This window comes from Mesorhizobium terrae, assembly GCF_008727715.1.
GTDB classification, from domain to species: Bacteria; Pseudomonadota; Alphaproteobacteria; order Rhizobiales; family Rhizobiaceae; genus Mesorhizobium; species Mesorhizobium terrae.
The window spans coordinates 244,426-264,718 of the sequence record NZ_CP044218.1; the positions used below are offsets into that span (position 1 = coordinate 244,426).

At 63.4% G+C, this 20,293-nt stretch carries 18 protein-coding genes; 9 read left to right on the top strand and 9 right to left on the bottom strand.

Annotated elements, in window-relative coordinates:
* Nucleotides 1-267: 267 nt before the first annotated feature.
* Both FZF13_RS02600 and FZF13_RS02605 read left to right on the top strand, forming a co-directional pair.
* Nucleotides 268-1,434 carry a diphosphate--fructose-6-phosphate 1-phosphotransferase gene (locus FZF13_RS02600; protein WP_024925890.1) on the top strand — a complete coding sequence of 389 codons (1,167 nt, stop codon included), beginning with the start codon at nt 268-270 and terminating at the stop codon, nt 1,432-1,434.
* Nucleotides 1,435-1,442: 8 nt separating this feature from the next.
* Nucleotides 1,443-2,156 (top strand): MBL fold metallo-hydrolase, encoded by a 714-nt coding sequence (locus FZF13_RS02605; RefSeq protein ID WP_024925889.1) that lies wholly within the window; start codon nt 1,443-1,445, stop codon nt 2,154-2,156.
* A gap of 1,694 nt (nt 2,157-3,850) precedes the next feature.
* On the opposite strand, the gene FZF13_RS02610 is transcribed toward FZF13_RS02605, so the two are convergent.
* A complete protein-coding gene (locus FZF13_RS02610; RefSeq protein WP_036255186.1) occupies nt 3,851-5,299 on the bottom strand; it encodes an aldehyde dehydrogenase family protein in 1,449 nt (482 codons plus the stop codon).
* Between the two features lie 484 nt (nt 5,300-5,783).
* Between FZF13_RS02610 and FZF13_RS02615 the strand changes: the two genes are divergently transcribed.
* From FZF13_RS02615 to FZF13_RS02630, 4 genes are all read left to right on the top strand, one after another.
* A complete protein-coding gene (locus FZF13_RS02615) occupies nt 5,784-6,005 on the top strand; it encodes a DUF680 domain-containing protein (protein ID WP_024927120.1) in 222 nt (73 codons plus the stop codon).
* Nucleotides 6,006-6,573: 568 nt separating this feature from the next.
* A complete protein-coding gene (locus tag FZF13_RS02620; protein ID WP_024927121.1) occupies nt 6,574-6,789 on the top strand; it encodes a DUF680 domain-containing protein in 216 nt (71 codons plus the stop codon).
* Between the two features lie 429 nt (nt 6,790-7,218).
* Nucleotides 7,219-7,473: a DUF680 domain-containing protein gene (locus FZF13_RS02625; protein ID WP_024927122.1), complete on the top strand. Its 255-nt coding sequence runs from the start codon at nt 7,219-7,221 to the stop codon at nt 7,471-7,473.
* Between the two features lie 239 nt (nt 7,474-7,712).
* Nucleotides 7,713-8,360, top strand: a complete 648-nt coding sequence (locus FZF13_RS02630; protein WP_024927123.1) for a dihydrofolate reductase family protein — start codon at nt 7,713-7,715, stop codon at nt 8,358-8,360.
* A gap of 126 nt (nt 8,361-8,486) precedes the next feature.
* On the opposite strand, the gene FZF13_RS02635 is transcribed toward FZF13_RS02630, so the two are convergent.
* The 5 genes from FZF13_RS02635 to FZF13_RS02655 all read right to left on the bottom strand — a co-directional run bounded on the left by FZF13_RS02635 (nt 8,487) and on the right by FZF13_RS02655 (nt 14,994).
* Nucleotides 8,487-9,599: an ABC transporter ATP-binding protein gene (locus FZF13_RS02635; protein WP_024927124.1), complete on the bottom strand. Its 1,113-nt coding sequence runs from the start codon at nt 9,597-9,599 to the stop codon at nt 8,487-8,489.
* A gap of 28 nt (nt 9,600-9,627) precedes the next feature.
* Nucleotides 9,628-11,280: a beta-galactosidase BglA gene (gene bglA, locus FZF13_RS02640; protein ID WP_024927125.1), complete on the bottom strand. Its 1,653-nt coding sequence runs from the start codon at nt 11,278-11,280 to the stop codon at nt 9,628-9,630.
* Nucleotides 11,281-11,303: 23 nt separating this feature from the next.
* Nucleotides 11,304-12,458 carry a carbohydrate ABC transporter permease gene (locus FZF13_RS02645; RefSeq protein WP_024927126.1) on the bottom strand — a complete coding sequence of 385 codons (1,155 nt, stop codon included), beginning with the start codon at nt 12,456-12,458 and terminating at the stop codon, nt 11,304-11,306.
* 1 nt (nt 12,459) lies between these two features.
* Complete coding sequence (locus FZF13_RS02650) at nt 12,460-13,473, bottom strand: carbohydrate ABC transporter permease (protein ID WP_024927127.1); 1,014 nt, start codon at nt 13,471-13,473, stop codon at nt 12,460-12,462.
* A gap of 162 nt (nt 13,474-13,635) precedes the next feature.
* On the bottom strand, nt 13,636-14,994 hold the full coding sequence (locus FZF13_RS02655) for an ABC transporter substrate-binding protein (protein ID WP_024927128.1): 1,359 nt from the start codon (nt 14,992-14,994) through the stop codon (nt 13,636-13,638).
* 352 nt (nt 14,995-15,346) lie between these two features.
* Here FZF13_RS02655 and FZF13_RS02660 point away from each other — a divergent pair, with 352 nt between their 5' ends.
* Entirely contained in the window at nt 15,347-16,375 is a 1,029-nt protein-coding gene (locus FZF13_RS02660) for a LacI family DNA-binding transcriptional regulator (protein ID WP_024927129.1), read from the top strand.
* Nucleotides 16,376-16,390: 15 nt separating this feature from the next.
* Here FZF13_RS02660 and FZF13_RS02665 read toward each other — a convergent pair whose 3' ends face one another.
* Nucleotides 16,391-16,969 (bottom strand): glycosyltransferase family 2 protein, encoded by a 579-nt coding sequence (locus FZF13_RS02665; protein ID WP_373426392.1) that lies wholly within the window; start codon nt 16,967-16,969, stop codon nt 16,391-16,393.
* 72 nt (nt 16,970-17,041) lie between these two features.
* Here FZF13_RS02665 and FZF13_RS02670 point away from each other — a divergent pair, with 72 nt between their 5' ends.
* Both FZF13_RS02670 and FZF13_RS02675 read left to right on the top strand, forming a co-directional pair.
* On the top strand, nt 17,042-18,196 hold the full coding sequence (locus tag FZF13_RS02670; RefSeq protein ID WP_024927131.1) for a PA0069 family radical SAM protein: 1,155 nt from the start codon (nt 17,042-17,044) through the stop codon (nt 18,194-18,196).
* Between the two features lie 172 nt (nt 18,197-18,368).
* Entirely contained in the window at nt 18,369-19,040 is a 672-nt protein-coding gene (locus tag FZF13_RS02675) for a ribonuclease HII (RefSeq protein WP_024927132.1), read from the top strand.
* A 125-nt stretch (nt 19,041-19,165) separates the two neighbouring features.
* Here the strand turns inward: FZF13_RS02675 and FZF13_RS02680 are convergent, their stop codons facing one another.
* Nucleotides 19,166-19,657: a F0F1 ATP synthase subunit B gene (locus FZF13_RS02680; RefSeq protein WP_024927133.1), complete on the bottom strand. Its 492-nt coding sequence runs from the start codon at nt 19,655-19,657 to the stop codon at nt 19,166-19,168.
* 10 nt (nt 19,658-19,667) lie between these two features.
* Nucleotides 19,668-20,267, bottom strand: coding sequence for a F0F1 ATP synthase subunit B (locus tag FZF13_RS02685; RefSeq protein WP_024927134.1), 600 nt, complete (start codon nt 20,265-20,267; stop codon nt 19,668-19,670).
* Nucleotides 20,268-20,293: the final 26 nt, after the last annotated feature.

Sequence of the window (20,293 nt, forward strand, 5' to 3'; positions counted from 1 at the left end):
CAGTCGGCAGTCGGCAGTCGGCAGTCGGCAGTCGGCAGTCGGCAGTCGGCAGTCGGCAGTCGGCAGTCGGAGACTGCTCCGTTGCCTTCCCGTCGAGCGCAAGTCGTAAATTCATTGGCAAGTTGCCCAATACAGCTGCAGATCGCCCATTCCCGACTGCCGACTGCCCACCCCCGACTGCCTCCTCCTAATCGATTAAATCTCCCGTTGCGTCACGCCTGAATACAGGCGAAAGTTCTGGCTGAGACGGATCGGGAGGATCGCAGGATGGCCGGAACTTTCATCATCGCCCAGGGCGGCGGCCCTACCGCGGTCATCAACCAGACGGTGGTCGGCGCGGTCCTCGAAATCCGCAAGAACCATCCCGGCGCGCGTGTGCTCGGCTCCCGCCATGGCGTTCGCGGCGTTCGCGACGGCGACTATGTCGACCTCACCGACATGCGCGAGGACCAGCTGCGGCTGATCGGTCGCACGCCGTCGGCGGCACTCGGCTCCACCCGCGACAAGCCGGACGCCGCCTATTGCGAACTGGTGCTGAAGGGGCTGCAGAAGATCGGCGCCGACGCCTTCATCTATATCGGCGGCAACGACACCTCCGGCACGCAGCAGATCCTCACCGACGCGGCGGGCGGCAAGATCGCCTTCGTGCATGCGCCGAAGACCATCGACAACGACCTGGTCGAGAACGACCACACGCCGGGTTTCATCTCGGCGGCGGAGTTCGTCGCCGGCGCCTTCCTGTCGGTGGACCTCGACTTCCGCGCCCTGCCCGGCATCTATGTCGGCATCGTCATGGGCCGCCATGCCGGTTTCCTCACCGCCGCGTCCGCCGCCTGGCGGCTGGACGGGGATAGCGGGCCGCATCTCGTCTATGTGCCCGAGCGCGCCTTTTCGGTGGACCGCTTCATCGACGACGTGAAGGCGACCATGGCCAAGCACAAGCGCTGCATCGTCGCCGTTTCCGAAGGTGTTTCCACCGCGGACGGGCGTTCGCTGGTCGAGACCATTGTCGGTTCCGACAAGGTCGAGCGCGATGCCCACGGCAACGTCAAGCTTTCGGGCAGCGACCTGAACCGCGCCTTCGAACAGGCGCTGGCCGAGAGGCTGCCCGGCAAACGCGCCCGCGTCGACGCGCTGGGCTACATGCCGCGCGGCTATATCGGCGCGGTGAGCCCGGTGGATGCGCAGGAGGCTTTCGATGCCGGCGCCTTCGCGGCGGGCGTCGCCGCCGAGGGCGGCGGCTCGGTGGCTCTGCAATATGATGGCAAGAAGACCGTGTTCAGGAAGGTGCCGCTGAGCAGCGTCGCCGCCAAGACCCGGCACATGCCCGACGATTACCTGCGTAAGGACACCAACGACCTGTCCGATGCCGGCCTTGCCTATCTGCACCGGCTGGTGCCGGCCAAATACCAGGTCGGCAAACCTTTCGTGTGAGGGCGACGATGACCGGCTGGTTCGGCAAACAGGCACTCGACCCGGCGCTGACGCTGATCGCCGAGCCCTTCGTGCATCCTTATATGAGCGCCAATATCTGGCACCTCAAAGGGCGCGACGTCGATCTTCTGGTCGACACCGGCATGGGTATCTGCCCGCTGGCGCCTGAGATCGACACGCCGGCCGGCAAGCCGCTGCTGGTCGTTGCCACCCACATCCATCTCGACCACGTCGGCTCGCTGCACGAATTCGCCGACCGCGCCGGCCCGGCGCAAAGTGCCGCCGAATTCGCCCGCATGGGCGATGCCGCCACCTACGCGCATGAATTCCGCGAACTGGAGGGTGCCGTTTCGCGCCTGCCGCATCCCGGCTGGAGGGCTGAAAGCTACCGCATCGAGCCGGCGCCGCTGACCCGGATTCTTGCCGAAGGCGACAGCGTCGACCTTGGCGACCGGCGCTTCACCGTCCTGCATCTGCCTGGCCACTCGCCGGATTCGATCGCGCTGTTCGACGAACATGACGGGCTCTTCTTCAGCGGCGACGCCATCTATGACGACACGCTGCTCGACGATCTTCCCGATTCCGACCGCGCTGCCTATCGCCACACCATGCGGCGGCTGCTCGAATTGCCGATCAGCACCGGCCATGGCGGCCACGGCCCGAGCTTCGACCGCGACAGGATGCGGGCGATCGCGCAAGCCTATCTTGCGACTGGTAGTTGAGCCTGCAAGCCGACCTGAAATACGAGGCTTCGGTTCTGGCCAGGACGAGGACCGGGCCATGCTCTCGAAGAATGTGACGTGGCGGCATCCTACTCCTTCGTCATTCCGGGCCAGCGAGGCGAAGCCGAGCGCCGACCCGGAACCCATAAAGCAGCACGGCCGGGAATGAGGGTCGCGTTGACGGGAATGAAACACGCGGCGTCGGTTCGGCTGCATGAACGGTCCAGGACGAGGACCGGGCCGGGCTCGACGATGGGCGGCCAATGGGTTCCGGCTCTCGCTGCGCTCGGCCGGAATGACGGCGGTGGAGTTGTCGCCTTCATTCTGTTTCTTGCCATCGGAGGGATGTGACGGAGCGGCATCCCAAGCACTCGTCATTCCGGGCCAGCGAGGCGGAGCCGAGCGCCGACCCGGAACCCATTGAGCAGCACGGCCGGGAACGAAGGTCGCGTCAACGGGAATGAAGCACGCGGCGCCGGTCCGGCTGCGTGAACTGTTCAGAACGAGGACCGGGCCGGGCTCGACGATGGTGCGGCCAATGGGTTCCGGCTCTCGCTGCGCTCGGCCGGAATGACGGAGGCGGTGCAGTCGCGCCGACGCGCGGTTGCGTTGATACACTTCTTCATCGCCACGCTGCGGAAATCCGCCCTGGCCATTGTCAAAAAACACTCCCTTGCGGGAGGTGGGAAGCGGGGCGCCGGGTCGGTGCCTCATGCTATTCTGATACTGGCGCCTTCCGGGCGCCCCGCCGGTGTTCTTGCCCCGGACCGACCTCGCCGTCCTTCGCGACGGCAGACTTCGGACCTCGAAGCCGCCATTTTCGGCGGCCGGGTTTTTCCAGGGCCCGGACTTAGGGCTCGTCACCAGACAGCGCCACCGTTAGCGCTGCCAGTCCGGCACCGGCGCCCTCCCTGATACCCGGTGCGCACCAGGTTCCCGTGAGGGCGATGGGCCGATTGTCGTGCAAACCCCGAACGTGTGGGCAAATCTAGACGTGGTTTCTTGCGCAGTTTTCGGCAAGCGACTGAACAGGCGAGGTTCTTTCTTTGGACTTGCGCGCACCGCCGCGCATTCAATCCACATCCTGCACCGCTCCGGCGCATCGGCGTTCCGGCATGGATTCCCGACACGCTCCGCTCCCTGCGGTCGCTCACGCGGTCGGGAATGACGAATGTTCTGAAACGCTTTCGTCAATCGCCAACGGCTTTGAGAGTAGCTGTCGTTCGCGTCGGTTTCGATGACCGCCGTTGTTCACACCAACGGTTTTAGGGATCGCTGTTGTTCGCAGCGCCCCTGATGCAAAGCCGGGCATGGACAATCGGCGAGACCATCCACGCGTCTCGTCATTCCCGACCGCGTGAGCGACCGCAGGGAGCGGAGCGTGTCGGGAATCCATGCCGGAACGCTGGAGAAACCGCCAGCGACGCAGAACCACATATCGGCCGCGCGGAAACAGCTGCCGACGGCTCAGAACAAACAAAAAGGCGGAACGCGGGCCCGAAGCCGGCGGAACGGTGACGAAGATAGCGGCGGTTCGAGGCCGGCGGGGATACGCAACACGCAGGTCGACGGCGGCTGAGCGCGCGGCTCGACGGCGGCGTGCGGCAACGCGGAGCCCGCCGAAAAGAAAAAGGCGTCGCACCGGGCGACGCCTTTCTTGTTTCGCAGACCTTCGGTCCGCCGTGCGGACGGACTTAACCGACCTGCTCGTCCCAGCCGGAGATGGCCTTGACCTCGAGGAAATCCTCAAGACCCCATTTGCCGCCCTCGCGACCGAGGCCGGACGCCTTGTAGCCGCCGAAGGGGCTGCCATAAGGACGGTCGGCGCCGTTGATCTGCACCATGCCAGCGCGGATGCGGCGTGCAACACGCTGCGCCTTGACCTTGTCCTGGGTCTGCACATAGCCGGAAAGGCCGTAGGGCGTATCGTTGGCGATGGCGATGGCATCGTCTTCGGAATCGAACGGGATCATCGCCAGCACCGGCCCGAAAATCTCCTCGCGGGCGATGGTCATGTCGTTGTTAACGTCGGCGAAGACGGTCGGGCGGACATAATAGCCGCGGTTGAAGCCTTCCGGACGGCCGAGGCCACCGGCGACGACACGCGCGCCTTCCTTGATGCCGGCCTCGATCAGGCTCTGCACCTTGTTGAACTGCACTTCCGAGGAAAGCGGCCCGATATGGTCGCCATCCTCCGCCGGATTGCCGACCTTGACGGTGGCGGCATAGTCGGCGGCGAGGCTGACGGCGCGGTCATAGACCGGGCGCTCGACCAGCATGCGTGTCGGCGCGTTGCAGGACTGGCCGGTGTTCTCGAAGCAATGGGCAAGGCCGCGCGCGATCGCGTCGGGAAGGTCGCTATCGGCGAAGACGATATTGGGCGACTTGCCGCCGAGTTCCAGCGCGACGCGCTTGATGCTTTCCGAGGCCGATTTGGCAACCGCGATGCCGGCGCGCGTCGAGCCGGTGAAGGACATCATGTCGATGCCCGGATGACGCGACATCGCCTCGCCAACCCCGGGGCCGTCGCCATTGACCATGTTGAACACACCGGCCGGGAAGCCGGCGTCCTCCATCATCTCGGCAAAGACGATGGACGAGATCGGCGCGATTTCCGACGGCTTCAGCACCACCGTGCAGCCGGCGGCGATGGCCGGCACCACCTTCAGCGTGACCTGGTTCATCGGCCAGTTCCACGGCGTGATCAGGCCGCAGACGCCGATCGGCTCGTAGACGATGTGCTCCTGCTTGTCGCGCTCGGAGAGCGGCGTCTCGAAATGGAAATCCTTCAGGGTGCGGATGAAGGCCTTGATGTGGCCGGCACCGCAGGCGGCCTGCGATTCCAGCGCCAGCTTGATCGGCGCGCCCATCTCGTCGGAGATGGCCTTGGCCATGTCGTTCATGCGCTTGTTATAGGAAACGAGCAGGCGCTCAAGCGCTGCCAGGCGTTCCTCGCGGCTGGTGCGGCTCCAGCCGTCGAAGGCGCGCCGCGCGGCCGCGACGGCCTTGTCGACATCGGCGGCCGAACCCAGCGAGATGACCGCGAAGGGTTGCTCGTCGGCCGGATTGGTCACCTCCAGCTCCCGCGGCGCCGCCGGCGCGACCCATTTGCCGTCGATGAAGAAATCCGTCTTGCGCAGCATGATGTTCTCCCTGTTGGCGGCCGTTGTAACAGCCGGCCCGCCGGTGGCGGGCGATGAAACCGACCCGTTTTTTAGAGCCTATCGACAAAGTTCTAGCCTTGCCAGACGGGCCTGCTCAAGCCTCAGCGGCGGGAGGCGCGTGAGGCCAGAGGCGGGTAAGGAATGGCCCTTCAAGCCCCGTACAGACGCCTTTTGGGGCACCGGGCGTTGACGATGCGTCTACCAGGCTATGAACGCCGGCTTAGTATTTTTTTCCATATCGCCCAGGCGTGAATTCATCTATCTATTTGAAATTAAAGGATTAAGTAAAAAGGATGGAATCCGACCGCGAAATTTCAAGGGGCGTTTTCTTGATCCACGCGGAACAATTTCGTGATTGGAAAGTCGACTGGGCCGCTCCCAGATATGCCCTGTCCGAACGACGCGAATTCCTCCCAAGAACACGCCGCATGACGGACAGAACTTTGAAATTCGGAGTACGAAAATGAAAAAGATTGCTCTTGCTACTGCTGCTCTCCTGGTTGCCGCTGGTTCGGCTTTCGCTGGCAGCGACAACTTCAACGCCTATGCCGGCTCGAACCCGCATGCCACGGTCGACTCTTCCTACACCGCTTCGGTGAAGGGTGGTTCGGTGTCGCACGACGCCAGCATCAAGGACGTCAAGCCGATCACCGACGGTGCTCCGCGCCTCGGCGGCAACAGCTAAGTTACGGCTGATACGGCCGTCGGCTCGCGCCGACTGCCGGTACCAAAAAGCGGTGGGCTTGCCCGCCGCTTTTTTGCGTCTGGGACATGCCGCCATGAAGCATCCCCGCCGCACGCTTTCCAATCGACATCGCTGCCCTTGCGACGCTCCCTATATAGAGAGTTCCTTAGAGAGCGGCGCGTCCTCCCGAACAGGCACCCACCAGGCCGGATCAGCCGTGCGCTCGGCATGACCGGGCGTCCCTGCCCGTTCTCTAAAAACCGCCCATAAACCCGCAGATTGGTCACCGTTCGTTGACGGTGCGTTCAGACCGTCCTGAACGCCGGCTCATTATGCCGGACCGACCGCCGCGACCGTGACAATGCAAGATATTGAAATTGCTACAAAATAATAAGGTCATATGTCATGCTTACGAAACTTCAAGGGACAATTTCGCATGGCTGATAAACATTCTTGTGATTGGAACCTTTCACCCCCCAAACCCATTTCAGTGTTGTCCGAACGACGCGAGTTACCTCCCAAGACCACGACGCTTGACGGACGCAACATTGAGATTTGGAGTACGAAAATGAAGACGATCGCTCTTACCGCCGCTGCCCTCCTGGTTGCCGCCGGCTCTGCCTTTGCGAATGGCAGCGACCACTATGGTTCGAACTACACCTATTCGAACGTTGACAGCTCCTACACCGCTTCGACCCAGAAGGGTTCGGCTGTTTCCCATGATCTGGGCGCGACCGTGAAGCCGGTCACCGATGGCGCTCCGCGTCTCGGCGGCAACAGCTAATAGCCAAAAGACTGGGCCGTCGGCTTTGCCGACGGCGGTGAAAAAAGCGGTGGGCTTGCCCACCGCTTTTCTCGTTTCAGGACACCCGTGTCCCCGCCCCTTTTTCCGGTTGCCGGCTGCCCCAAACCAAACCGCGAAACAACGTTCAGCCAGCGGCGACACTGCGGTCGGCTCTGGTGAACGCCAGGCGGTATCTTTCGCGAGACGCGACCGCACCACACCCATAACACACTGTAAAATATTGGTTATTTCCGCCTTTCGTATCGGCCCGATCAAATTTCAAGGGGCATTTTCACACGACGCATGAACATTCTTGTGATTGGAACCTTTAGGGGCCCATCGCCATTTCCTTGATATCCGAACGACGCGATTACCTCCCAAGAACCACGCCGATTGACGGATGGAAAACCGAACCTTGGAGTTACGAAAATGAGAACGATTGCCCTTACCGCCGCCGCCCTTCTGGTCACCGCCGGTGCCGCCTTTGCAGGCAGCGACAATTTCGACGCCTATGCCGGTTCGAGCCCCTATGCGGCCACGGCAAAGGTCGACACGCTGCCCACCGCCTCGATCCGCCAGCATGACGCAACGCTGCAGTGGCTGAATGGCGACCGGCAGACCTCCGCCGACAAGGCAGCCCAGGCGGCCATCGACTACCGCGTCAATAATTTTGGCAACCGCTAAGCGCGGCTGACTACGGACTGCGAAAAGCGGCGGGCTTGCCCGCCGCTTTTGATTTTCCACGAGACCGCATAGCCGACTGCCCGCCGGCATCTCCCGCCGTCCGCCAGCCGAGCGCCGGATGCCATTTCCCGGCGACGCTCATCCTCCGAAATATCGACCGTGCAAAAACCGGTTGCAATTTGAAATCTGTCGCTCTATAAACCAGTTGCAAATTGCAATTGGTTTTGGAGGATTTTGCAATGTCCAAGCTGGTCGTGCGCGCATTCTCGATATCGGTCGACGGTTACGGCGCCGGGCCGAACCAGAGCCTGGAAAACCCGCTCGGCGAAAACGGCATGAAACTGCACGAGTGGTTTTTCGACACCCCCACCTTCAAGGCAATTCACGGCGGGAGCGGCGGACAGATGAGTTCCGACGAAGACTTCGCCGCGCGCAGCTTCGACAATCTCGGCGCCTGGATCCTCGGCCGCAACATGTTCGGCCCGGTGCGCGGCCCCTGGCCGGACGAGGACTGGAAAGGCTGGTGGGGCACCAACCCGCCTTATCATGTGCCGGTCTTCGTGCTGACGAACTACGCCCGCGCGCCGCTCACCATGGAAGGCGGCACCGTCTTCCATTTCGTCACCGACGGTTTCGAGGCAGCGCTTGCCAAAGCGAAGGAAGCGGCACAGGGCAAGGACATTCGCGTCGGCGGTGGCGTGTCGACGCTGAAGCAATATCTCAAGGCCCGGCTGATCGACAACCTGCATCTCGCCGTCGCGCCGGTGCTGCTGGGCTCCGGCGAAAACCTGTTCTCGGGCATCGACTTCGCGGCGCTGGGCTACCGCATCACCGAGCGGGTGCCGACGGAAAAGGCGGTGCATCTGACCGTCGTGCGCGACGACTGACTTTCATCGCCGCAACATCAAGGTCTTTCGAAACGAAGAGGGACCGCGAAACAGAAAGAGGGCCTAGCGGCCCTCTTTTTCGTCTCCAGCGGTGCCGTCTCCGGCAGCCTCTTTTGGTATCGTGCCTCAGGCGGCCTTGGCGGTCGCCTCATAATGGGCGAAGGAACGGCCGTCGGCGTCGAAGATATGCAGATCTTCGGCATTGGCGGTGAGCTTCAGCACGCTGCCGCGCTGGACGGCGACGTTGCCCGGCAGCTTGGCGGTCAGCGGCTGGTCGGCGCGGCCGATGTCGATATAGACGAGCTGAACCTCGCCGAGTTGCTCGACATAATCGACCTTGCCTTCGAACAGATAATCGGCGCCGGTGGCGACGAAGAGATCCTCGGGGCGCACGCCGAAGGAGACGGAAGTGCCCTGCGCGCTGGCGGGCGTGGCGATCGGCACCGATGCCTTGCGGCCGCCGAGATGGCTGATCGTGGTCGAGCTGCCCGTCTTGTCCACGGTTCCCGGCAGGATGTTCATGGCCGGAGAGCCGATGAACTGGGCGACGAAAAGATTGCCGGGCTTCCGGTAGAGATCCATCGGCGTGCCGACCTGCTCGATATGCCCGTCCTTCAAAACGACGATGCGATCGGCCAGCGTCATCGCCTCGACCTGGTCGTGGGTGACGTAAATCATCGTGGTGTTGGGCATCGATTCCTTCAGCTTGGCGATCTCGATGCGGGTGGCGACGCGCAGTGCGGCGTCAAGGTTCGACAACGGCTCGTCGAACAGGAAGACCTTGGGATTGCGCACGATGGCGCGGCCGATGGCGACGCGCTGGCGCTGGCCGCCCGACATCGCCTTGGGCAGACGGTCGAGATATTTGGTCAGCTGCAGGATTTCAGCCGCCTGCTTCACGCGGCGGTCGATCTCGGCCTTGTTCTCCTTGGCGATCTTCATGCCGAAGGCCATGTTGTCGTAGACGGTCATGTGCGGATAGAGCGCGTAGGACTGGAAGACCATGGCGATGCCGCGCTTCGAAGGCGGCACGTCGTTGACCCGCTCGCCAGCAATGCTGAGATCGCCCGAGGTGATCTCCTCCAGGCCGGCGATGGAGCGCAGCAAGGTGGACTTGCCGCAACCCGACGGGCCGACGAAAACAATGAACTCGCCCGATTTGATGTCGAGGTCGATGCCATGAAGAATGTGAATGTTGCCGTAGGACTTCTTCACCTGCCTCAGCGTCAGATCGGCCATTATTTCCTCCCGTTCAGTTCATTTCCACTCAGGCGACACGCCCGAACCACGCACCATAGCCGCCGAGGCGAAGCTTGCCGGTTGTTCCAGACTGCGATGAGAAACCATGTCCCGGCAAAGGTTGCAAGGCGCGTCCAGCGCCAAGGTCGACTTCGGTCGGACGACCGCTCAGATTGAAAGCGCAGACGATGCGTTCATTGCCTTCGCGCCGCGCGAACACCACGGTGTCGCCGTCGCTCGGCATGAACTCGATCTCACCCCTGGCCAGCGCCGGATGGGCGCGGCGGAAGGCGAGAAAACGACGGTAGTGCTGCAGCAGCGAAGCCTCGTCGCTTTCCTGCACATTGACCGCCCTGGAAAGATGTTCGCCCGGCACCGGCAGCCAGGGCCTTGTCTTGGAGAAGCCGCCATTGGCGGCAGCCGCATCCCACACCATGGGCGTGCGGCAACCGTCGCGGCCCTTGAATTCCGGCCAGAAGCGAATGCCGTAGGGATCCTGAAGGTCCTCGAAGGCGAGGTTCGCTTCGCTCAAGCCAAGCTCCTCGCCCTGATAGATGCAGACCGAGCCGCGCAGCGAAAACAGCAGCGCCGAGACCACTTTGAGATAAGAAACCGGATCGGCTTCGCCGGCGGCCCAGCGCGAGGCATGGCGCACCACGTCATGATTGGAGAAGGCCCAGCACGACCAGCCATCGCTGGCGACGCGGCCGAATGCTTCGAGCACGGCGCGCACCTTGGCCGCGCTGATCTTTTCAGGCGCCAGGAAATCGAAGGAATAACACATGTGCACGCGCTTGCCGGCAGCAGTGTAGGCCGCGACCACTTCGAGGCCACGCTGTGAATCGCCCACCTCGCCGACTGCGGCTGCGGCCGGATACTCGTCCAGCAGAGCACGGAAGCGTTCGAGGAAGCCGAGGTTTTCCGGGCGGCTCTTGTCGTAGATGTGGTCCTGGTAGTTGTAAGGGTTCACCGAAGGCGCGGTCTGGTCGTTGCGCTCCTCCGGCGGCAGCGCCGGATTGTTCTCCAGGCCCTGGCTGTGGAAATAGAAATTGATGGTGTCGAGGCGGAAACCGTCGACGCCGCGCTCCAGCCAGAAGCGGGTGGCCTCGAGCAGCGCGTCCTGAACCTCAGCGTTGTGGAAGTTGAGGTCAGGCTGCTCGGCCAGGAAGTTGTGCAGGTAATATTGCTGGCGGCGGGTGTCCCACTGCCAGGCGGAACCGCCGAAGATCGACAGCCAGTTGTTGGGCGGCGTGCCGTCCGGCCGGGCGTCGGCCCACACATACCAGTCGGCCTTGGCATTGGAGCGGCTGGAGCGGCTTTCGACGAACCAGGGATGGATGTCGGCGGTGTGCGACAGCACCTCGTCGATCATGACCTTGAGGCCGAGACGATGCGCCTCGGCCACCAGCGCATCGAAATCCGCAAGCGTTCCGAACATCGGATCGACGTCGCAATAGTCGCTGACGTCGTAGCCGAAATCCTTCATCGGCGACTTGAAGAAAGGCGAGATCCAGATCGCGTCGACGCCCAGCGAGGCAATGTAGCCGAGACGGGAGGTGATGCCCTTGAGATCGCCGATGCCGTCGCCGTCGGTGTCCTGGTAGGAGCGCGGATAGACCTGATAGATCACCGCGCCACGCCACCAGTCGCGATCGACCGCCGGTGCCGGCATCTCGGCCATGCGCTGCACTGCCTGCTTCACCATCAACCTCCTTTGACCGAGCCCGCGAGCAGGCCGCGCACGAAGTAGCGCTGCAGCGAGAAGAACACAAACAATGGCACGATGATGGTCACGAAGGCCGATGTCGTCAGGATTTCCCAATTGCCGCCGCGCGAACCGAGCAAGGCGTTGAGCTTGGCGGTCAGCACGATCTGATCGGCGTCGGTGCCGAGGAACACCATCGCCACCAGAAGGTCGTTCCATACCCACAGGAACTGGAAGATGGCGAAGGAAGCAAGCACCGGGAAGGACAGCGGCAGCACGATCTTGACGAAGATCTCGAAGTCGCTGGCGCCGTCGATGCGGGCCGATTCCATGATCTCGCGCGGCAGGCCGGCGATGTAGCTCCTGAGCAGATAGATGGCGAAGGGCAGGCCGAAGCCGGTATGCGCCAGCCAGATGCCGAGATAGGTCTTCGACGGCACGCCGAAGAACAGGCCGACGCCGTTATAGAGCTTCAACAGCGGGATCAGCGACATCTGCAGCGGCACGACAAGCAGGCCGATGATCACCGCGATCAGCAGCGCACGTCCGGGAAAACGCATCCAGGCCAAGGCGTAGGCGGCGAAGGCCGCGATCAGGATCGGGATGATCGTCGCCGGGATCGTCACCGTCAGCGAATTCAGGAACGAACGGCCGATGCCTTCGGAAAACAGGACGTTGCGATAGTTGTCGGTGGTGAACTTCGGCGGCGCCGAGGCTTCGAAATAGACGCGCTGGCCGCGATCGCCCTCGAAGGCCTTGGGCGAGGACAACAAGTAGGAGCCGTCGGCGTTCACCTGCAGGGTCACGCCGTCGCCGAGATCGGCCGGAGCGCCGGCCTGGTATTTGCCGGGTTCCTGCGAACGGGTGCCGAAGGAAGTGACGGTGCCGGCGTCGCCGGCGGCGAGCAAATTGCCGGTGATGATGTATTTGCCGTCCTTCTGCGCCTGGTCCTTGGCGGTGCCGAGGCGGCCGGCCGATGTCTGGCTGGAGGTCGCGAGCGCCGTCCACCAGCCGGACACGACGATCTGATCCTTGTCGCGCAGCGACGAGATCAGGATGCCGAGCGTCGGCACCGTCCACAGGGCGACGAAAAACAGCACGGCAAGGTGGACGCCGAAGCGGCCGATGAAGGATTTTCCGGATGCGCCGGCCATCTCAGTGCCCTCCCGTTTCCCTGTTGGCCTGCCGGATGTTCCAGACCATGATCGGGATGACCGCGATCATGATGATGATGGCGATGGTGGCGCCACGGCCGAAATCGCCGCCGCCGCGGAACATCCAGTCGAACATCAGGTTGGCGAGCACCTGGCTGTTCCATTGACCGTTGGTCATGGTCAGCACGATGTCGAAGACCTTCAAAACCAGGATGGTGATGGTGGTCCACACCACGGCGATGGTGCCCCATATCTGCGGGATCATGATCTTCCAGAAAATCTGGAACGGGTTGGCGCCGTCGATCACGGCGGCCTCGATGGTTTCTTCGGGAATGCCGCGCAGCGCCGAGGACAGGATGACCATGGCAAAGCCGGTCTGGATCCAGATCAGGATGATCATCAGGAAGAAATTGTTCCAGAACGGCAGCGAGATCCACACTTGCGGGTCGCCGCCCAGGCCGGTGACGATGGAGTTGAGGATGCCGATCTGCGTCTGCCCATCGCCGCGAAATTCGTAGATGAACTTCCAGATGACGCTGGCGCCGACGAAGGAGATGGCAAGCGGCAGGAAGATCAGGCTCTTGGCGATGGTGCCCCACCAGATGCGGTCGGTGAGAACGGCGATGATGAGGCCGAGGAAGGTGCAGGCCGCAGGCACCACGGCCAGCCACAAGATGTTGTTGAGGATAGAGTTGCGGAACTCGCGGTCGCCGAGCGCCCACTGATAGTTGGCCAGCCCGACGAAGGAGGTGCCGCCGCGGTCGAGGAAGGAGAGCCTGAGCGTCTCGATGACCGGGTAGATCAGGTAGATGGTGAGGATGATCATGGCCGGGCCGACGAACAGCCAGGGCCGGACCATGCCTTGCCGACGCAGATTGTTGATGGCAGCCGCGCCGGAGACGCCGCGTGAAGGAAAGATGAGGTCGACGAGCTTGTTGGCGCCCCAGAAATAGGCGACACAGCCGCCGACGCCGATCACTATGACGAGAATGGCCGATAAGATCTGAGCCGCCATGGGTTCCTCCCCTCGCTGCGGATCGATGACTTCGCCAGACCTGGGCAGCGCGATGGACGCCACCCGGGCTGATTGCCGGTTCCCCTTCCCAGGCTCCCCGAGCCCGATCCGGGACCTATTCGCCCGGATCGGCCTGCCCTGGGAGGCCGCACTCCTGGATTTTTACTTGATCGCGTCCCAGCTCTTCTGGATGTCGTTGGCGACCGCCTCCGGCGATTTGCCGCCGACCATGTCGACCATGCCGGTCCAGAAGGAACCGGCACCGATCTTGCCGGGCATCATGTCGGACCCGTCGAAGCGGATGGTGGTCGCCTCGGTCAGGATTTCGCCCTGCTTCTTGAGCGCGGCGCTGCCGTAAGTTTCCTTGTTGGCTTCCTTGAGCGGGGTGACGAAGCTCTTCTGTGCCATCCACAATTCGTGAGCGAGCGGCATCTGCAGGAACTTGATGAATTCGCGCGAGGCCTTGGAATCCTTGGTGATCATCACCAGGGTGCCGGCAACCTCGAGCGGCGTGCCAAGTTCAGGCTTGGATGCATAGGCCGGATAATAGAAGAAATCCGCATCCTGGCCGAGCTTGACGCCCTCCGGGAAGAAGGACGGGATGAACGACGCCTGATGGTGAAGGTAGCACTTCGGCGGCACGGCGAAGAGGCCCTTCGGGCTGTCGCGGAAGTCGGTCGCGGCGACAGCGGCGGCACCGCCGTCGACCATTTTGTCGTCGGTGGCGACCTTGGCGAAAATGCTGAGCGCGTTGACGACGCGCGGGTCGTTGAACTTGATCTCGTTGGAGACCCACTTGTCGTAGACGTCCGGCGTCTGCGTGCGCAGCATGATGTCTTCGACCCAGTCGGTCGCCGGCCAGCCGGTGGCGCCGCCGGAGCCGAGCCCGATGCACCAGGGCTTGTGGCCGTCGGCGATGATCTTCTGCTCGAGCGCGGTCAGTTCTTCCTGGGTCTTGGGGACCTTGTAGCCGGCCTCGTCGAAATTGTCCGGCGAATACCAGACCAGACCCTTCACATCGATCTTGTACGGCAGGGCGTAGAAGCCGGGCTTGCCGTCCTTGTCCTTGAAGGTGCCGAGCGCCGCCCAGGAATCGCCGGCGGCATAATTGTCCTTGACCCATTTGGCGGTGTCGTCACCGAGCGGCGACAACAGGCCCTTGGAGGCGAGATCCTGGATCAGGCCGGGCTGCGGCAGAATGGCGACGTTGGGCGGGCTGCCCGCCTGCGTGTCGATGACGATCTGCTGTTCGTAGTTCTCCGACGAGGAGTATTTGACCTCGGCACCGGTGGCGGCGGCAAAATAATCCAGCACCGAACGGGCCAGGGCCTCGTCCTCGCCGCGCCACGGACCGAAAATGGTCAGCGTCTCGCCCTTCAGGTCGACCTTCTTCAGGTCATCGAAATTGGCCCAGTGAAATTTGGAATCCTCGCCGGGCTTGAACTTCAGTTCGGCTGCCCCGGCGGATGCGGCAAAGGCCAGCGCCACAAGCGCCGTACCCAGCAAAAACGTCTTCTTCATTGCAATCCTCCCAATGGATCGAAATACCGACGGAACCTCCATTCCGCCGCCGACATCACCTCGACTGTGCCCGAGCAAGAAAGGGACTGCAACCTTTCGAAACCGGTACTCAAAGCGCTTTGGCTTCCCGCATCTCGCCATCGAATCCGCGAAGAGTCAAGGGCACGGTTAATAAATCGATTTAAATAGGTGAAAGACATGGTGAAAATCGCGGTGCAGCATTATTTTTTGGCAGTGCAGCAGCAAATTTTCTTCAAACCGGACTTTTTCAAGCTTATGCTGATTTTCCCCGACGATGCCGGCGGCAAAGGCCAGCATCGGATTCGAAGCGCTTTGAAGACCGGAGGCGCCTGTGAACCTCAAGCAGCTGTCGCAGATGCTGCAATTGTCCCAGACCACGGTGAGCCGCGCGCTGAACGGTTATCCCGAGGTCAACGAGGACACGCGCCGGCGCGTCGCCGACGCCGCCAAGCGTCACGGCTACCGGCCAAACCCGTCGGCAAGGAGGCTGGCGACCGGCAAGACCGGCATGATCGGCTATGTCATGCCGACAGGGGCGACGGTTGATATCGACCCGCATTTCGTCGAGTTCCTGTCGGGGCTCGGCGATTTCGCGCGCTCGCATGAACTCGACCTGGTGCTGAGCCCGACGGCTGCCGACGAGGAAGAGACGACCTATCGCCGTATCGTCGCCAACAAGCAGGTCGACGCCGTCTATGTCTCGTCGCCATGCCCGGCCGACAAGCGCCTGACGCTGCTCGACCAGCTGCACATTCCCTACATCGTGCACGGCCGCTCCGAGGGGCTGGACTTTGCCTATCCATTCCTCGACATCGACAATGAAGGCGCCTTCCACGAAGCGGCACGGCTATTGATCCAGTTGGGGCACAACCGCATCGCGCTGGTCAACGGCGAAGACTGGAAGACCTTCGCCATCCATCGCGAGCGCGGGGTGCGCAAGGCGCTGAACGCCGGCGGCCTCGCGCTGCCGGACCATCGGCTGATCTCCAACGCGATGACCGACGAGAACGGCTACCGCGCGACGCGGCGGCTGTTCGAGCAGGACGACAAGCCGACGGCGATCATCTGCTCCAGCCTGTTCATGACGCTCGGCGTCATGCGAGCCCTGCGCGACCTCAATTTAGCGGTTCCCGCCGACGTTTCGGTCATTGCGCATGATGACGTCTTTCCCTGGCTGAAACCGGAGAATTTTTCGGTGCCGCTGACGACGACGCGCTCCTCGATCCGCGCCGCTGGAGCGCGGGTGGCCGAGCGGCTGGTGGCGCGGCTTTCGGAACTGGAAGACGGCGCCCGCGGCGAAGTGTGGCCGGTCGACCTGGTGGTGCGAGGCTCGATCGCCGGGGCACCGCCCGGCGCCTGAGCCGGTGGTATCTACCTACCTGGCGGCGGGCCAGATCTCCGCCGGCAGGGTCGTCGCCCGCGCGGCGCGCGCAATCGCTTCCACCTCGCCTGATGTGCCGGCCAGCGCCGCCGCCTGCTTCCTGGCGATCACCAGCCCATGGGCAAGCGGCGACCGCCGGCCGAACAGGCGCCGCAGCAGCGGCTGGCGCGCGCCGCGCGTCGGCGCGAAACGGGCCGGCGTGGAAAGGCGTCCGATATGATCGGCAACGGTATCCGTCCAGCCTTCGACCAGCCTGGCGCCGGGCTCCAAGAGAAGCAGCCAGTCTCCCTTGGCCACGCCGATGCCGGCCTTGATGCCACCGGTTGCCAGATAGCGGCAGCCGGCGTGCTCGGCCACCTTGGCGGTCTGGTCGGTGGAGCCGAGATCGCAAACGATCACTTCGCGCACCATGCCCTCGACGACGCCACCGACGAGCGAGGCGAGCGTGCGCGCAAGCCCTTCCTCGTCGTTGCGGGTTTCGATCAGCACACTGAGCATCTTTGCCGAATAGCGGAAAGCCGCGCCGCGCGCCAGTTTCGAGTTCGATGACGAAAGTTCTTGATTTGTTCTCATGGAGGCAATAGGAATAATTTCATGAGAACAGCGATTCGACGCCCAGCAGACAGCCCTTGGGAAAGAGCCAAAATGGAACAGGTCGTGCGTGCCGACATTGCCGCCTTCGGCGCCGGACGGGCCGAGATGGCCAATGCGATCATGGAACAGAGCGGTATGCGCGTGCGGCCGGATCGCAATCGCGGCCGTTCCGCTGGCATCAATCCGTCGGGCCGCTTCGAACCGGTGAGCCGTCATGTGTTCGACGATGGCTGGGAATCGCTCGAGGAGTTGCCGCCGTTCAAGACCGAAGTGCAGGTGGAGAAGCCGCGCACCATCATCACGCGCAATGAATCGCCCGATATTTCCTTCGACCGTTCGATCAACCCTTATCGCGGCTGCGAGCACGGTTGCGTCTACTGCTTCGCGCGGCCGACGCATAGTTTCATGGGCCTGTCGGCGGGGCTGGATTTCGAGGCCAAGCTGTTTGCCAAGCCGGATGCGGCGCGGCTGCTGGACAAGGAGCTTTCCAAGGAAGGCTATCAGCCGCGCACCATCGCCATTGGCACCAACACCGACCCCTATCAGCCGATCGAGCGGCAATACCGCATCATGCGCGAGATTCTCGAAGTGCTGGAGGCGCGCGGCCATCCGGTCGGCATCGTCACCAAATCGGCGCTGGTGACCCGCGACATCGACATCCTGTCGCGCATGGCCGAACGCGGGCTGGCCAAGGTGGCGCTGTCGGTGACGACGATGGACCGCATGCTGGCCCGCACCATGGAGCCGCGCGCATCGACGCCGACCAAAAGGCTGGAGGCGATCCAGCAGCTTACGGATGCCGGCATCCCGACCTCGGTGATGGTGGCCCCGATCATTCCCGGCCTTACCGATCCGGAGGTCGAGCGCATTCTCGATTCCGCCCGCGCCGCCGGTGCCCGCGAGGCGGGTTACGTGGTGCTGCGGCTGCCTTTGGAAGTCAGCCCGATCTTCAAGGACTGGCTGCTGCGCCACTACCCCGACCGCTACCGGCACGTCATGTCGCTGATCCGGTCGATGCGCGACGGCAAGGACTACGATTCGGAATGGGGCAAACGCATGAAGGGTGCGGGTCCTTATGCCTGGCAGATCGGCCGCCGCTTCGAGATCGCCGCCAAGCGGCTCGGTCTCAACGTCGAGCGCAGGCAACTGAGGACCGACCTGTTCACGCCGGCCACAAGGCCCTTCGAGCAGCTGATGCTGCTGTAGACCGGCGGGCAGGATCGCCCTGCCCCATCGGGCGCCGGCACCATCTCCGGCACTCGACACAAGATCCCGTCCGGCCCTGACCCCGGCCGTCAGACGGTACCCTCCGGCCCGCCGCCCCAGCCGGCCGGGAGGGCTTGCGGAGAATCGGGACCGATGCGAGTTTCGCCGCATTATGGCTCGCGCGCGTTCCGATTCTCCGCTTCTGTTTGAAATCCTCGAGCGGCCGGATTTCTCCATCGAGAGGAAGGCCATCGCCGAAGGGCTGTGGCCGGTGGCCGGCATGGACGAAGCCGGGCGCGGGCCGCTGGCCGGCCCGGTGGTGGCCGCCGCCGTCGTGCTCGATCCCGACAACATCCCCGACGGTCTCGACGATTCCAAACGGCTGACGCTTGCCCAGCGCGAAGCCGTGTTCGAGACGATCCTGGCCAGGGCCCAGGCCGTTTCCATGGCCTCGATCTCGGCGGAAGGCATCGACGACACCAACATCCTGCGCGCCAGCCTGGAGGCTATGCGGCGGGCGCTGTGCGGCCTTTCGCTCGAGCCCAAGCTGGCACTGGCCGACGGCCGCGACGTGCCGCCCGGCCTGCCCTGCGCGGGACGCGCGCTGGTCAAGGGCGACCAGCGCTCGCAGTCGATCGCGGCGGCCTCGATCGTCGCCAAGGTGATGCGTGATCGCATGATGACCGGCTGTGGCCAGTGCCATATCCACTACGGGTTCGAGGTGCATATGGGTTACGCCACCGCCCGCCACCGCTCGGCCATCGCCTCGCACGGACCGCTGCATCGCCTGCATCGCGTGTCCTTCGCGCCGTTCCGCAAGGACAGTGTCGCCTCCGAAGACTAGAACACCGCGCCTCGTTCCGGACGCTCGAGGGACGCCCCGGCATTCTGTTCCGGGCGTGATCCCCCAAACGAAAAAAGCCGCCAGGTTTCCCCGGCGGCTTTCTCAAATCAAACGAAACGCTGCGCTCAGTTGAGCTTGGACTTCACGTCCTGCACGGAGGCCTTGAACAGGTCGGCCGCGGCCTTGGCGTCGACCTTGGAAGCAAGCACGCTGCGGGCGGCCTCGACCGCCAGGTCGACGGCGCTGGCACGAACCTCGGCGATTGCCTCGCGCTCGGCCTGACCGATCTTCTGCTCGGCGACGACGGTGCGGCGCGCGACATAATCCTCGGTCTTCTTGTGCGCTTCCTCGGCAAGGGCCTTGGCTTCGCGCTTGGCGGCCTCGACGATGTCGGCGGCTTCCTTCTCGGCATCCTTGCGCTTCTTCTGGTATTCGACCAGCAGCGCCTGCGCTTCTTCACGCAGCTTGCGGGCTTCATCCAGCTCCGAGCGGATCTTGTCGGCGCGGGCATCGAGCGACTTCGACATCGCGCCCGGCACCTTCAGGTAGATCATCAAGGCGATCAGGATAAAGAGCGCTACCGTCGCCCAGACTGTCGCGAGAGATGTGGCGTCCATAGCGGTCTCCTCAGCGCGCGGCTTTGACGGCAGCGGCCACTTCGCCCTTGTCGGCTTTGCCGACCAGGCTTTCCAGAATGGCGGTGGCGGTCGTTTCAGCGACGGCACCGACATCCTTCATGGCGCTGGCCTTGATCGTGGCGATGCGCGCCTCGGCCTCGACAAGCTTCTTCTCAAGGCCTGCCTCGACATCCTTGCGGGCAGCGTCGGCTTCGGCCTTGGCTTCGTCGCGGGCCTTCTGGCCGATCGAGTTGGCGTTGATCTTGGCCTCGGCCAATTCCTGCTCGTAAGCGGCGACCGCGGTATCCGCCTCGCCCTTCAGCTTGGCTGCCTGGTCAAGGTCCTGCGCGATCCGGTTGGAACGCACGTCGAGAATGGAGGCGATGCGCGGCATCGCCACCTTCTTCAGGAACAGGTAGAACAGGCCGAAAGTGATCGCCAGCCAGACGAGCTGAGAAGAGAAGGTCGCCGGGTCGAAGGGCGGGAAAACGGCTTTACCATGGCCGCCTTCGGCCGGCACGGCGGTGCCAGCAGTCGTCTGCCCCTGCGCGGCGTGGTCGCCGGTAGCAGCAGGCACGGCGTCTTCAGCATAGGCTGATGTCACGAACATCGCGTGCTTCCTGTCATTCTGGCCTT

Excerpts from the sequence above, each read along its gene's own strand:
- FZF13_RS02600 (WP_024925890.1), top strand. The coding sequence starts at position 268 with ATGGCCGGAACTTTCATCATCGCCCAGGGCGGCGGCCCTACCGCGGTC.
- FZF13_RS02605 (WP_024925889.1), top strand. The coding sequence starts at position 1,443 with ATGACCGGCTGGTTCGGCAAACAGGCACTCGACCCGGCGCTGACGCTG.
- FZF13_RS02610 (WP_036255186.1), bottom strand. The coding sequence starts at position 5,299 with ATGCTGCGCAAGACGGATTTCTTCATCGACGGCAAATGGGTCGCGCCG.
- FZF13_RS02615 (WP_024927120.1), top strand. The coding sequence starts at position 5,784 with ATGAAAAAGATTGCTCTTGCTACTGCTGCTCTCCTGGTTGCCGCTGGT.
- FZF13_RS02620 (WP_024927121.1), top strand. The coding sequence starts at position 6,574 with ATGAAGACGATCGCTCTTACCGCCGCTGCCCTCCTGGTTGCCGCCGGC.
- FZF13_RS02625 (WP_024927122.1), top strand. The coding sequence starts at position 7,219 with ATGAGAACGATTGCCCTTACCGCCGCCGCCCTTCTGGTCACCGCCGGT.
- FZF13_RS02630 (WP_024927123.1), top strand. The coding sequence starts at position 7,713 with ATGTCCAAGCTGGTCGTGCGCGCATTCTCGATATCGGTCGACGGTTAC.
- FZF13_RS02635 (WP_024927124.1), bottom strand. The coding sequence starts at position 9,599 with ATGGCCGATCTGACGCTGAGGCAGGTGAAGAAGTCCTACGGCAACATT.
- bglA (WP_024927125.1), bottom strand. The coding sequence starts at position 11,280 with ATGGCCGAGATGCCGGCACCGGCGGTCGATCGCGACTGGTGGCGTGGC.
- FZF13_RS02645 (WP_024927126.1), bottom strand. The coding sequence starts at position 12,458 with ATGGCCGGCGCATCCGGAAAATCCTTCATCGGCCGCTTCGGCGTCCAC.
- FZF13_RS02650 (WP_024927127.1), bottom strand. The coding sequence starts at position 13,473 with ATGGCGGCTCAGATCTTATCGGCCATTCTCGTCATAGTGATCGGCGTC.
- FZF13_RS02655 (WP_024927128.1), bottom strand. The coding sequence starts at position 14,994 with ATGAAGAAGACGTTTTTGCTGGGTACGGCGCTTGTGGCGCTGGCCTTT.
- FZF13_RS02665 (WP_373426392.1), bottom strand. The coding sequence starts at position 16,969 with ATGAGAACAAATCAAGAACTTTCGTCATCGAACTCGAAACTGGCGCGC.
- FZF13_RS02670 (WP_024927131.1), top strand. The coding sequence starts at position 17,042 with ATGGAACAGGTCGTGCGTGCCGACATTGCCGCCTTCGGCGCCGGACGG.
- FZF13_RS02675 (WP_024927132.1), top strand. The coding sequence starts at position 18,369 with ATGGCTCGCGCGCGTTCCGATTCTCCGCTTCTGTTTGAAATCCTCGAG.
- FZF13_RS02680 (WP_024927133.1), bottom strand. The coding sequence starts at position 19,657 with ATGGACGCCACATCTCTCGCGACAGTCTGGGCGACGGTAGCGCTCTTT.
- FZF13_RS02685 (WP_024927134.1), bottom strand. The coding sequence starts at position 20,267 with ATGTTCGTGACATCAGCCTATGCTGAAGACGCCGTGCCTGCTGCTACC.